Raw genomic sequence first — 12,305 nt, forward strand, 5'->3', positions numbered from 1 at the left:
GCGCGACATCGTGCGGCAGCTGCGGGCCGGCGACACGGCCGCGGCCACCCGCCCGGGCCGAACGGTGTCGCTGACCTCGGGCGGCGGCGCCGCGGACACGGCGGCGACGCTGGCGCTGCTGCGGGAGGCGATCGAGCGACAGGGCCACGTGCTGATCGACTTCGTGGACTCCCGCGGCACCGCGAGCCGCCGGGTGGTGACCCCGTTCCGGGTGGGCGGCGGCATCCTGGAGGGCCGCGACGACGCCTCCAACGCGGTGCGGCAGTACCCCCTGCACCGAATCACGTCGGCGTCGCTGATAAGCAGCTGAACCACGGCGCGTCGTCCCCCGAAGGGGACGCGAAGAAACTACAGTGACCGCAGCCTCATGGGACCGTGACGGCACCCAGCCACAGTGAACCGACCATCCGCACCCTCCGCCGGAACGCGACCAACACGTTGAATTCCGGGCAGGCGGACTGGTCGGGTTCGTCGAGCTGTGCCAGCTCTAGCCGGCGCGGGCGGACATCCGCTGGTGCATGGCGTGCTCGACCAGCGTGATGAGCGTTTCCTTCGTCGACTCCCGATCGCGGGCGTCACAAGTGACCATCGGGACCGACTGGTCGATCGTGAGCGCGTCGCGCACGTCGTCGATGCGGTGGTGAAGAACCCTGTCGAAGCAGTTGATCGCCACCACGTACGGCAGCTGCCGGTCCTCGAAGAAGTCGATCGAGGCGAAGGCGTCGGCGAGACGGCGGGTGTCGACGAGCACGACGGCGCCGATGGCGCCGCGCACCAGGTCGTCCCACATGAACCAGAAGCGGTGCTGACCCGGCGTACCGAACAGGTACAGGATCAGGTCGCTGTCCAGCGAGACACGCCCGAAGTCCATGGCCACCGTGGTGGTGACCTTGTTCGGGGTGTTCGACAGGTCGTCGACGTCGACGCTCGCCTCGGTCATCACGGCCTCGGTCGTGAGCGGAACGATCTCGGACACCGAGCCTACGAGTGTCGTCTTACCGACCCCGAACCCGCCGGCGACAACGATCTTCGCCGAGGTCGTCGGCTGCGGTGACGTGCCGCGCGGGCTGAGGGGACTAGAGCCTGCGGAGACCACTGAGCACCCTTTCCATGAAGTCGATCGACGGCCGATCGCCGACGACCATGCCGCTCTGATGGATCAGGACCAGCCCCATACCGGCCATGTCTCCAATCAACACCCTGGCCACGCCCAACGGTAACCGCAGATGTGCGGCCACCTCCGCGACGGATCGGGTGTCCAAGCACAGCCCACAGATCGAACGGTGCTCCGGTCGCACCGCCGCATCAGGGGCCTTCCCCCGCTCGCTCGTGGAGACCAGCGCCTCGATCGCAAGATCGTAGTCGGACCTCGTGCGGCCGCCCGTCTTGGTGTACGGGCGAACCAGCGAACCGGTCTCGTGCGGCGCAGGTGCCCCGCGACCCGGACCCGAGTCGCCGTTCAGCAGGTCGGCGCTTCCCCAAACACCACTCGCGCTGAGCGGGTTGATCTGGCTCTGGTCGGGTCCGACCTGAGGGATCTCCTTGCTGTCCCACGCGCCCTGCGAAGGGATGCCCGAGTCGCCGTACAGCGTGGCACCCGGACCACCGAACAACCTCGCCCGGAAGCCGTCGACGTCGAACCTGTGTGGTGCGTCGCCGACATCATGCTCGGGTAGGTCCTCCCAACCCTTCTCCGGCATCTCTACTGGCCTCCGCTCTGACTCTCCGGCGTGCGGCGACTGACGCCGCTGCAGGTGTCCTCGAGATGGACGCATCCCGTCCAGCCTCCGCTCTGCTTCCGCTCTCGTGCGGTGAGCATGACTACCTGCGCTGAGCGCCCTGTAGCTGGGCACGCAGTTCCGGGGTCATCTGCTGGCCGACACGCTCGACCAACAGGGTCATCTCATAAGCGACCAAACCGATGTCGCAGTTCGGCGCGGCCAGCACCGCGAGGCACGAGCCGTCCGAGATCGACATCAAGAACAAGTACCCGCGGTCCATCTCGACCACGGTCTGGTTGACACCGCCGGCCTCGAAGCAGCGAGCCGCACCCGCGGTGAGGCTGACGAGACCAGAGGACACTGCCGAGAGCTGCTCGGCGCGGTCCCGCGGCAGTCCCTGGGACCCGGCGAGCAGCAGCCCGTCGGCGGACACGACCACGGCGTGCGCCACTCCTGGCACCTGACGGACGAAATCTGTGATGAGCCACCCGAAGCTACCGGGCTGATTGGCGGACGGGGTCGTCACTCCTGCTCCTCGTCTTTACGGCTGTCCTCGGGACCGGACTGGTCACCAGCGTAGGCCTCGATGAGAGCGTGTCGGCCGCGCCGAACGCCCTGTTGGAAGCTTGACATGCGGCCACGGACGGCGTCTGCCGAACGCGGTGGCAAAGGCGGAGCCGCTGATGTCTCCGCAGCGGCCGCCGCATGGCGTGGCGCCGCCGAGCCCGGCACGAGCTGTGCCTTGGGCACCCGTTTCGGCAGACCGGCTGTGGTGGTCTGCGACTCCGGGGCGGTCTCCAGGAGCGTCTGCGCGGCAAGCCAACCGTCGTCACCTGGTGAGGTCCACGACGTGTCCTGCTGCTGGGTCGCTTCGGAAGTCTCTGGTACGGGCTGGGCGCCGGCACCGTTCGTGTCGGTCGTCTCGGCCGGCGTCTCGGGCGCGGCCGACTGGCGTTGCACCGAACCGGTGTCCCCGGCCTCGAACCACTGCGACAGCACGGCCTCGTAGATCGGCAGCCGCTCGGTCGGCGCGTCTGTACTGAGGTCGGCGTCCGGGGGCCGGCTCGCGCCCAGCGGCGGGAAGGTCCCGGAGTCCTCCGGCCCCTGGTCGGGCATCGGGCTGCCGAACAGCGCCGAGTGCTCGCCGCTGGGCTGGTCCGAGTGCCGGCCGTTCTGGCCGGTCGGGTCCTGAGTCGGCGGCGCCTCGGTGCTCGCGCCGTTCGCCGTTCCCGTGCCGGTCTGGCCGTACCCGAGCTGGAAGGCCGGGTAGCCGGCCACCTCCTCGGGAGTGCGGTTCTGACGGGTCTCCGCACCCGGGTCCATCGGGCCGCCATCGGACCGCAGCCGCGGCATGCCGCCGGTGAACGCACCGGCGATGCCGCTGTTGCGGACCGGGAGGCTGGATCCCGCGCTGGTCGGCGCGTCGGCCGCGGCCTGCAGCGACGAGGTCGTCGAGGTGGCCGACATCGACCGGGACGGCTCGCCCACCGGCTGCACCAGCTCGGCCGGCACGTTGATCCGCGCGATCAGGCCGCCCTCGATGTCCTCGTTGTCGCGCAGCCGCACGATGATGTTGTGCCGCTTGGCCAGTCGGGCGACCACGTACAGACCCATGCGTCGGGTCACGGCGACGTCCAGGTCCGGCGGGTCGGCCAGACGTGCGTTGGCCGACTCGATCTCGTCCTCGGACATGCCGACGCCCTGGTCGGTGATCTGGATGGCCAGTTCCTTCTTGCGGGTCATGGCCATCCGGACGATGACCTTCTTCTCCGGCTCGGAGAAGAAGGTGGCGTTGTCCAGGAGCTCCGCGATGACGTGCACGAGGTCGGACACCGCACGGCCCTGGACCGCGACCTCGGGCGCCGAGGCGACCTCGACCCGGGCGTAGTGCTCGACCTCGGACACAGCGGCGCCGACGACCTCGGAGGCCGGCACCGGACGGTTGAGCTGGCGGGACAGGCCGGTGCCCGAGAGCACCAGCAGGCTTTCCGAGTTCCGCCGCATCCGGGTGGCCAGGTGGTCGAGCTCGAACAGGCTCGCCAGCTGGTCGGGGTCCTGCTCGTCCTGCTCCAGCCGGTCGATCAGGGACAGCTGGCGTTCGACCAGCGCCTGGGACCGGCGGGACAGGTTGACGAAGATCGAGTTGATGTTGTCGCGCAGGAGGGCCTGCTCGGTCGCCATCAGGACCGCCTGCTCCTGGACCGCGTCGAACGAGCGGGCCAGCTGGCCGGTCTCCTCGCGAGTGAACACCGCCACCGGCTCGACCGCGTGCTTGGCGGCCTCGGCCGGGTCCGGGTCGGCGAGGATTCGCTGCACCGAGGCCGGCAGCCTGCGGTTCGCGACCTCGAGCGCCTCGCGGCGCAGTACCCGAAGCGGCTTCAGCAGCGACCTGGTGACGATCGCCATCAGGCCGAGCGCGAGCAGCAGGGCGACCAGCACGATCGCCGCGTCCCGCCACGCCGACGCGGTGGCCGAGTCGGCCAGGGCGTTTGCGTCGTCGCGCAGGTCGTTGAGCAGCTCGGTCTCGACCGCGCGCTGGTGCTCGAGCGTCGCCGAGCCGAAGTTGGTCAGGTCCGCGGCCGGGATGTTGAGCGGCCGGTTGAGCTCAGCGAACGCGATGGCCTGCGACTTGATGCGCTGGCGACTGTCGACCTCGGTACCGGAGACGGTGTCCGAGTACAGCTGCTGCTGGTCGAGCGAGGCGTTCGCGCGGTAGTCGCCCAGCGCGCTCGCGGCGCTGGACTGCGCGTCGCGGATGCGCGAGAGCAGGTCGGAGGGGAACGAGTTGCGAGCGGCCGCGATCTGCAGGATCGCGTTCTCCTTCGCGACGCTCTCCTTGCTCTCCGACAGCGACTGGATGACCGAGCTCTCACGCAGCAGGTTCCGGTCGGTCACCGCGGTGTTGATCTCCCGACCCAGCCGCACGACCGCGTCGAGCACCGCCGAGTAGGAGCCGAAGACCGCGGCGTCCGGGTAGGCGGACTGGTCGATCGTGCGCCGGATCGACTGCAGGGCGGACAGGCGCTGCAGGCCGATGTTGTAGCGGTTCTTGGCCGCCTCGTCACTGGTGTCGAGCGACGCGGCCGCCTGCTGCGCCGAGCTGACCGCCTGGTCGACGAGATTGACCTGGGTGTCGAGCTCGGTGCGGGGGCCGTCGCCGCCGCTGGCCACCCGCGCGACCGCCAGCGTGCGCTCCTTCTGGAGCTCGTGGACCACGCTCGTCACGTTCCGGGCGAGGTCCACCTGGCTCACCGTCTGGCGGAACTCAGCGGCGCGGTCGAGGTCCACCTGTGCGCGCAGGCCACCGAGGATCAACGCGGTCAGCGTCGGTACGACGATGACGGCGATGACCTTGGTTCGCAGGCGCCAGTTGCGCATGCGCAGGCGGGAGCCGCCTTTCATGACGGTCGCCGGTGCGGCCGGAGGCCGGCCATGCATGTGGTTCGGGTCGGGCACGGCGGCACCATAGTCGGTGCTGTAGCCGGTGCGAGGTGGGATATCAGTGTGGTCGGGCACTCCCAGCACTCTCCCTGGTTGTCAAGCCGGTAGCCCGCCAGCTCGAACGGACAAGTACCCCAGCAAGGACGCAGTCACATCGGGCGCCCCCAGCGGTCACGCACCCATGCAGCTCTACTCCCCAGCTCCCACTGCCGGGAAGCACGCGCAAGATCATCGGGGCGCGCTCCTTAAACCGCTTCGATGAATCTTCATACCTCACTGTGGCCACAGAAGGTAGCGGAGTCTACTCGTTGATGTAAGCCCTCCGGATGGATGGTCACACATCAGGGTAGGAAAAGTCACACGCAGACAACAATTTTTCCGAATCGGTTTAGGTGTCTAGTCTCACAAACGGGTGAACGCGCTGCCTCTCGGTAGCGGTTGACACGCAGGTGGTGACCATGTGTTGCCCTTTGACACATCCCTTGGGCAGGCGCGTTACCTTCCGCCACTCTCGGCCCACCAGGGGTCGTCACCTGGATCGCAGAACGCCAGCACTGATTGTGACGCGACGAAGACACTCTCTAGAGTGGCGCCCTGGTGTGCGGGGCACCACCACATGTTGGCTTCTACCACCCTCACCTACGAGGAGAGGCTCAATGCCCAAAGGCGTCACCGGGCGCGGTTTCCGCTCCCGTCTCCCCCTGGTCGCGACCGCGTTGACGCTGGTCACGACCCTGACCAGCTGTGGCCTGCTCGGCTCTGAGGACGAGAGCGAGCCCGCCAAGAGCAGCAACGGCAAGCTCGAGACATCCGAAATCAAGGTCTCGATCATGAAGACCACCGACCTCGCGCCGTTCCACCTGGCGATGAAGGAAGGGTTCTTCAAGGACGAGGGTCTCAACATCGAGTTCGTCGACGCGCCGAGCGGCGGTGAGTCGGTTGGCAAGCTCGTGAGCGGAGAGGTGGACATCTCCTACTCCAGCTACACGCCGTTCTTCCTGGCCGAGAGCCGCAAGGCCGCCCAGGACAAGGGCGGGATCAAGCTCATCGCGGACGCGTCCTCGGCCGGCCCGAACAGCTGCATGGTCGTCGCGACTCCCGACTCGTCGGTGAAGAACATCAAGGACATGGCCGGCAAGCGCGTGGCGGTCACCGCGACCGGCACGATCTCCGACCTGCTCACCATGTCGACGCTGAAGACCAACGGGGTCGACCACAAGTCGATCAAGTGGGTCGAGACGCCGTTCCCGGCGACGTCGGCGGCACTCAAGGGCAAGCGCGTCGACGCGGCGTTCGTCACCGAGCCGTTCCTCACGATCTCCATGAAGGAGGCCGGCGCGCAGCCGATCTTCGACGCGGCGACCGGCCCGACCGCGGACATGCCGACCGCCGGCTGGGCCTCGAGTGGCGAGTTCGTCAAGGCCAACCCGAACACCGTCGCGGCGTTCCAGCGGGCCATGCAGAAGGGCACCGACCTGGCGCTGTCCGACCGGAGCAAGGTCGAGCCGATGCTCGTCGAGTTCTCCGGGGTCGACCAGGACACCGCGAAGATGGCGACGCTGCTCACGTTCCAGTCGAAGCTGGACGCCACCCGCATCCAGCGGGTGCCGGACCTGATGCTCGAGTTCGACGTCATCCAGACGCCGATCGACGCGGAGTCCATGGTCGTGGCCTCAGCGCCAGCCAGCTGACGCACGCAACACAGCCGTAAACCTTGCGTCCGTTCATTCGCAACCTCATCGGGCTGGCCGGCTTCTTCCTGATCTGGGAAGGAGCCGTCCGGCTCGGTCTCATCGAGCGGGTCTTCCTGCCGACGCCATCCGACGTGTTGGTCCGGCTGGTAGACCTGCTCGGTGAGGAGGACTTCCTACGCGACGTGGTCGCGACCGTGCTGGCCTGGCTCATCGCCTTGACTCTCGCGGTCGCGGTCGCCGTGCCCGGTGGCCTGCTGCTCGGCAGCCTTCCTTGGCTGCGCACCGCGACCCGGTCACTGATCGAGTTCCTGCGCCCCATCCCCCCGGTGGCGCTCATCCCACTGATCATCATGACGGTCGGGTCCGGCCCGGAGGCGAAGATCCTGCTCGCCCTCTACGCGTCGGTCTGGCCGATCCTGTTCAACATCATCTACGCCCTCGACGACATCGACCCGATGCTGCTGGACACCGCGCGGTCGTTCGGCACCCGCCGGGTGCGCGTCCTGGCCACGGTCGCGCTGCCGCACGTGGCGCCGTTCGCCTTCACCGGCCTGCGGCTCTCGGCCGCGATCGCGCTGATCGTGACCGTGTCCACCGAGTATCTGGCCGGGAGCGCGGTCGGCGTGGGGGCGTTCATCATCGACACGGCCACCAACGTCGGCGCCATGGAACCGGTGCTGGCCGGCACGATCGTCATCGGCATCATCGGCTACCTGGTCAACGAAGGCCTGGAACGACTGGGCAAGCGCGTGTTCCGGTGGAGCGACACCACCCGCGTGGAGGCCCTGTCATGAGGCGGCACGTGACCGGGTTCGCACAGCGCTGGGTGGTGTTCGCGGTCGCCGTCGTGCTGTGGCAGATCGCCACCGCGGCCGCGCAGGACGTGTGGTTCCCCACTCCGCTGGAGATCCTGCGGCACGGCGGCGAGCTGTGGCTGACCACTCCCGAGGGGAACTTCGGGATCGCCGAGACGGTGACCGTCGACATCGTGCCGAGCCTCGCGCGAGTGCTCGGCGGCTGGGCGATCGCCATCGTTGTCGGGGTCTCACTGGGCGCCGCGCTCGGCCGCTCGCGGACCGGCATGCAGTACGTCGGCCCGCTGTTCGCGTTCTTCCGCGCGCTGCCCTCGCCGGCGCTGGTGCCGGTGTTCATCCTGCTCTTCGGACTCGACAACGAGATGAAGGTCTCGCTGATCGTCTTCGCCTCGGTGTGGCCGATCCTGCTGAACACGGTCGACGGCGTGCGCTCGGTGGACTCGGTGAAGACCGAGACCGCCCGCTCGTTCCGCACGCCGCGCGGCCAGTGGGTCACCATGGTGGTGCTGCCCGCGGCGCTGCCCAAGATCTTCGCCGGGCTGCGGTTGTCCCTCGCCATCTCTGTCATCCTGATGGTGGTTTCGGAGATGGTGGGGACCACCAGCGGCATCGGCTTCCAGCTCGACCAGGCACGGTCCCAGTTCGACTTCCTCACCATGTGGGCGTGGGTCGTGCTGCTAGGCATCATCGGGTACGTGCTGAACCTGCTGCTGTTGCTCGTCGAACGCCGGGCGCTTCGCTGGCAGCCGACTCGCGCGGCCGTCGCGGCCGCGAAAACAGGAGGGTGACATGCCGACCATGCTCGAGGTGCGCGACCTGGTGCACCAGTACGGCGTCGGTCCCGGCGCGCACACGGCGGTCGCGGAGCTGAGCTTCTCGGTCGAGAAGGACGAGCTCGCGTGCATCGTCGGCCCGTCCGGCTGCGGCAAGTCGACCTTGCTGCGCTGCATCGCCGGGCTGATCAAGCCGACCTCCGGCACGATCACGCTGCACGGTGACCCGGTGCACGGCGTGCCCGAGGACCTCGCGGTCGTGTTCCAGGACTACAGCCGCTCGCTGTTCCCGTGGCTGACCGTGCGCGGCAACGTCGAGTTCCCGCTGAAGAGCCGGGTGTCCGGGCGCGCCGCGCGGCGGGCGCGGGCGCGCGAGGCCCTCGAATGGGTCGGTCTCGCGGACGCGACCGCCAAGTACCCGTGGCAGCTCTCCGGCGGCATGCAGCAGCGGGTGGCGATCGCCCGGGCGCTGGCCTCGCAGCCGGCGCTGCTGCTGATGGACGAGCCGTTCGCGTCGGTCGACGCGCAGACCCGGGCCGAGCTCGAGGACCTGCTGCTGCGGGTGCGCCGCGAGCACGGCAGCACGGTGCTGCTGGTCACCCACGACATCGACGAGAGCGTCTACCTGGGCGACCGCGTGCTCGTGCTGTCCCGCTCCCCCGCGCGGATCGTCACCGACCTGAACGTCGACCTGCCGGCCCAGCGCGACCAGATCACCACCCGGGGCTCGTCGACGTTCGTCGACCTGCGCACCGAGATCGCCCGGTTGCTGCACGACAAGCGGCCCGACGCGGGCCTTGCGGACCCGGCCGAGCAGACGACGCCGATCCGCTCGGCGGAGGAGCTCGCCGCCGAGCGCTTCCTGGCCGCCGAGCGCGAAGAGGCGCGCCAGCAGTCCGGCCGCTGACAGGCCCCGTACAGCTCAGTACAGCAAGGTCGGGTTCGGGTCCACCTGGACGTGGATCACCGCGGGACGATCGTCGGCCAGGGCCGCGGTGAGCGCCGGCTTCAGCTCTTGCGGCTGCTCCACCCGGTGCGCGCGGCAGCCCATCCCGGTCGCCAGCGCGGCGAAGTCGAGCCCGCCGAGCTCGACGCCCGGCATCTTCCCGTACTCCGGGCCGGCGAGGATGTCGACCGCCGCGTACTGGGCGTTGTCCAGGATCACGAACGTCACCGGCAGCCCCTCGCGGGCCGCGGTCCACAGTGCCTGGATGCCGTACATGCTCGACCCGTCGCCCAGCACGGCGACCACCTTGCGGTGCGGCGCGCCGAGCGCCGCACCGACCGCCGCCGGCAGGCCGTAGCCGAGCGCGCCGCCGCCGGTGCTCAGCAGGCCCGTCCGTGTGGCGCGCACCGGCAGGTACTCCCGGCGCACCAGCAGGTGGCTCGGGATCTCCTCCACCAGCAGCGTTTCCGGCGCGAGCTCGTCGGCCAGGGTCGCGAACACCCACTCGGCCGTGATCGGGAACGACTCGGGCGGGCGCGGCCGAAGGTCCCGGCCGGCCGGCACCGGGCGCTCGGGCACCGCCACCGCGTCGGCGAGCGCCCGCACCGCGACCCGCACGCCGGACCGGATGCCAGACCGAATGCCAGGGCCGGCGCCGGCCCGCGCGAGCACCTGCTCGTCGTCGCTGACCAGGTACAGCGGCGGCAGCGTCAGGTTCGACGAGCCGCGGTAGACGTGGTACAGGAACACCGGCGCGCCCAGCACCACCACGAGGTCGTGGCCCTGCAACGCCTCGACCGTGCCGCGCTCCTCCGGCGGCAGGAAGCCCAGGAACTGCGGGTGGTCCTCCGGAAACGAGCTGCGCCACGACATCGGGCTCGCCCACACGCCCGCCCGCGCCCGCTCGGCCAGCTCGACGACGTCGGGGACGGCCCCCTCGGCGTCGACGCCCGGGCCCACCACGAGCGCCGGGTTGACCGCACCGTCCACAGCGGACACCAAGGCGGCCATGGCCGCCGGGTCCGGGCCGAAGCCGGGGATCGCCGGGCGCTCGGGCAGCGGGTCGGTCTCGGCGTCCCAGTCGTCGGCCGGCACCGAGACGAACACCGGACCGTACGGCGGTTGCGTCGCGAGGTGATGGGCACGCGCGAGCGCGGCCGGCACGTCCTGCGCCCGCGCCGGCTCGGTCGCCCACTTCACGTACGGGCGGGGAAAGACCGTCGCGTCGACCGCGCCGAGGAACGGCTCGCCCGGCAACAGCGAGCGCACCTGCTGGCCGGCGAGGACGATCATCGGGGTGTTGTTGCGGTAGGCGGTGAACACGTGGCCGAGCCCGTGCCCGACGCCGCCCGCCGAGTGCAGGTTCACCAGCACCGGCCGCCCGCTCGCGTGCGCGTAGCCGTCCGCCATCGCGACGACGACCGACTCCTGCAGGCCGAGCACGTATCGGAAGTCCTCCGGAAAACCCCGCAGGAAACCGATTTCCGTGGTCCCCGGGTTGCCGAAGATCGTGGTGAGCCCGAGTGAGCGCAGCAGATCCCGTGTGACGTCGAGGACGGTGCTCACGACTGTGCCCATGGTTCGCTCCGCTCCGCCGCTAACACGCCGTCTTCCCTCCTGCGCTGCTCGTCAGTCCAGACGGCGTACGCGGCTCCGCTCCCGCTCACGATTTCGCGCGGCTGTCGTGGCCGGTCTCGTCGAAGCCGATCACCGGGGCGATCTCGACGCCGAGCGCGCTCGCGCCGATGATCCGGCGGGCGGCCTGGTTGCCCATCGGCATGAAGATGCCCGCCTGGGCGTCGCGCCACATCCGTTCGTACGGCAGCTTTCGCGAGTAGCTCGCGCCGCCCAACACGTCCACCAGCCTGCGCATCACGAGCGAGGCGTTGTTGCTGGCCACGTACTTCACCAGTGCGCAGCGCGCGATGCCCTCCTGCACACCGAGGTCGAAGATCCGCCGCGAGGCGACCTCCTCGGCGTGCCGGTAGCTCAGTGCGCGGGAGCTCTCGACGAGGATCTCGCACTCGCCGATCGTGTCCTGCACCAACGGGTCCGCGCCCTTGCCGCGCGCCGCGAGCTGGGTGGCGGTCCACTCCACGGCGCCGGCCGCGATGCCGGTGTAGACCGCGGCGAACGCGCCCATCGCCCACGTCCACACGGTCTCGAACACCCGCGCGTCGAGGTGGCCCACGGGCAGCGAGTGCACCACGTCCTCCTCGGCGACGAACACGTCCTCGTAGACGATGTCGTTGCTCTGCGTGCCGCGCATGCCCATCGTGTCCCAGGTCTGGTGCTTGGTGACCCCGGGCGCGTCGAGCGCGACGCGGCACAGCAGCAGCCGCGGGCCGCCCTCGGCCTCCTCGTAGCGCGCGGTGGTGGAGCAGTGCGTGGCCACGACGGTGTTGGTGGCGTAGGCCTTGCGGCCGGTGAGCCGGTAGCCGCCGTCGACCTTGACCGCCGCGGTCCTCGCGTCGGTCATGTCGTTGCGCATGCCGGGCTCGCTGGTGACCGAGGCCCAGATCAGCTTGTCCGCCGCGGCCATCCGCAGCAGGTCGGCAAGGCGCGGGTTCTGGGTGCGCCGCCAGACGCTCGCCCACTGGCCGATCGGCGAGATGTGCATCGCGACGGCCAGCGCGGTCGAGCCGTCCCCCATCGCGAGCCGCTCGAGCACCGGCACGAGCTCGGCGAGCGACGCGCCCTGGCCGCCCAGCTCGGTGGGCACGGTGAGCTTCAGGAAGCCGGCCGCCCGCAGGTCGTCGTAGTTCTCCACCGGGAAGGTGTTCTCCCGGTCGTGTTCGGGAGCGCGCTCGGCGAAGATGTCCGCGAGCTTCCCGGCGATGTCGACGAGCTCCTGCTGGCGGGGCGTGAGGCAGCGGTTCACGCGGCCAAGCTACCGCAACGAAACAGAGGTGGGG

10 protein-coding genes and 1 pseudogene are annotated in these 12,305 nt (G+C 69.7%); 5 read left to right on the forward strand and 6 right to left on the reverse strand.

What is annotated here, in order from left to right; all coding sequences use genetic code 11:
- Nucleotides 1–310 (forward strand): annotated as a pseudogene (locus tag ACRDSK_RS26225) (helicase-associated domain-containing protein); the annotation flags it as partial.
- Between the two features lie 177 nt (nucleotides 311–487).
- Here ACRDSK_RS26225 and ACRDSK_RS26230 read toward each other — a convergent pair.
- The 4 genes from ACRDSK_RS26230 to ACRDSK_RS26245 are packed head-to-tail and all read right to left on the reverse strand — an operon-like array spanning nucleotide 488 to nucleotide 5,177.
- Nucleotides 488–1,096: a GTP-binding protein gene (locus tag ACRDSK_RS26230; protein WP_431443951.1), complete on the reverse strand. Its 609-nt coding sequence runs from the start codon at nucleotides 1,094–1,096 to the stop codon at nucleotides 488–490.
- A complete protein-coding gene (locus tag ACRDSK_RS26235; protein WP_431443966.1) occupies nucleotides 1,077–1,775 on the reverse strand; it encodes a DUF742 domain-containing protein in 699 nt (232 codons plus the stop codon). Before ACRDSK_RS26235 ends, ACRDSK_RS26230 begins: the two co-directional genes overlap by 20 nt.
- A gap of 46 nt (nucleotides 1,776–1,821) precedes the next feature.
- The gene (locus ACRDSK_RS26240; protein ID WP_431443954.1) at nucleotides 1,822–2,247 is read right to left on the reverse strand and encodes a roadblock/LC7 domain-containing protein; all 426 of its coding nucleotides are present in this window, start codon (nucleotides 2,245–2,247) and stop codon (nucleotides 1,822–1,824) included.
- A complete protein-coding gene (locus ACRDSK_RS26245; RefSeq protein ID WP_431443956.1) occupies nucleotides 2,244–5,177 on the reverse strand; it encodes a sensor histidine kinase in 2,934 nt (977 codons plus the stop codon). The genes ACRDSK_RS26240 and ACRDSK_RS26245 overlap by 4 nt, the downstream gene beginning before the upstream one ends.
- Before the next feature lie 641 nt (nucleotides 5,178–5,818).
- On the opposite strand from ACRDSK_RS26245, the gene ACRDSK_RS26250 reads away from it, so the two are divergent.
- From ACRDSK_RS26250 to ACRDSK_RS26265, 4 genes are read left to right on the forward strand one after another with little or no spacing between them, the layout of a single operon-like run.
- Entirely contained in the window at nucleotides 5,819–6,853 is a 1,035-nt protein-coding gene (locus ACRDSK_RS26250) for an ABC transporter substrate-binding protein (protein ID WP_431443957.1), read from the forward strand.
- A gap of 23 nt (nucleotides 6,854–6,876) precedes the next feature.
- Nucleotides 6,877–7,650 (forward strand): ABC transporter permease, encoded by a 774-nt coding sequence (locus ACRDSK_RS26255; protein WP_431443959.1) that lies wholly within the window; start codon nucleotides 6,877–6,879, stop codon nucleotides 7,648–7,650.
- Nucleotides 7,647–8,459: an ABC transporter permease gene (locus tag ACRDSK_RS26260; protein ID WP_431443960.1), complete on the forward strand. Its 813-nt coding sequence runs from the start codon at nucleotides 7,647–7,649 to the stop codon at nucleotides 8,457–8,459. The genes ACRDSK_RS26255 and ACRDSK_RS26260 overlap by 4 nt, the downstream gene beginning before the upstream one ends.
- A gap of 1 nt (nucleotide 8,460) precedes the next feature.
- Nucleotides 8,461–9,351: an ABC transporter ATP-binding protein gene (locus tag ACRDSK_RS26265; protein WP_431443962.1), complete on the forward strand. Its 891-nt coding sequence runs from the start codon at nucleotides 8,461–8,463 to the stop codon at nucleotides 9,349–9,351.
- Between the two features lie 15 nt (nucleotides 9,352–9,366).
- Here the strand turns inward: ACRDSK_RS26265 and mdlC are convergent, their stop codons facing one another.
- Nucleotides 9,367–10,968: a benzoylformate decarboxylase gene (mdlC, locus tag ACRDSK_RS26270; RefSeq protein WP_431443964.1), complete on the reverse strand. Its 1,602-nt coding sequence runs from the start codon at nucleotides 10,966–10,968 to the stop codon at nucleotides 9,367–9,369.
- Nucleotides 10,969–11,053: 85 nt separating this feature from the next.
- Entirely contained in the window at nucleotides 11,054–12,271 is a 1,218-nt protein-coding gene (locus ACRDSK_RS26275) for an acyl-CoA dehydrogenase family protein (protein WP_431443965.1), read from the reverse strand.
- Between the last annotated feature and the right edge of the window lie 34 nt (nucleotides 12,272–12,305).

Origin of the sequence: Actinophytocola sp. (genome assembly GCF_050699915.1) — a bacterium.
Lineage (GTDB): Bacteria > Actinomycetota > Actinomycetes > Mycobacteriales > Pseudonocardiaceae > Actinophytocola.

What these genes read in the sequence shown, in the direction of transcription:
- ACRDSK_RS26235 (WP_431443966.1), bottom strand. Translation starts at nt 1,775, where the DNA reads ATGCGTCCATCTCGAGGACACCTGCAGCGGCGTCAGTCGCCGCACGCC.
- ACRDSK_RS26250 (WP_431443957.1), top strand. Translation starts at nt 5,819, where the DNA reads ATGCCCAAAGGCGTCACCGGGCGCGGTTTCCGCTCCCGTCTCCCCCTG.
- ACRDSK_RS26260 (WP_431443960.1), top strand. Translation starts at nt 7,647, where the DNA reads ATGAGGCGGCACGTGACCGGGTTCGCACAGCGCTGGGTGGTGTTCGCG.
- ACRDSK_RS26265 (WP_431443962.1), top strand. Translation starts at nt 8,461, where the DNA reads ATGCCGACCATGCTCGAGGTGCGCGACCTGGTGCACCAGTACGGCGTC.
- mdlC (WP_431443964.1), bottom strand. Translation starts at nt 10,968, where the DNA reads ATGGGCACAGTCGTGAGCACCGTCCTCGACGTCACACGGGATCTGCTG.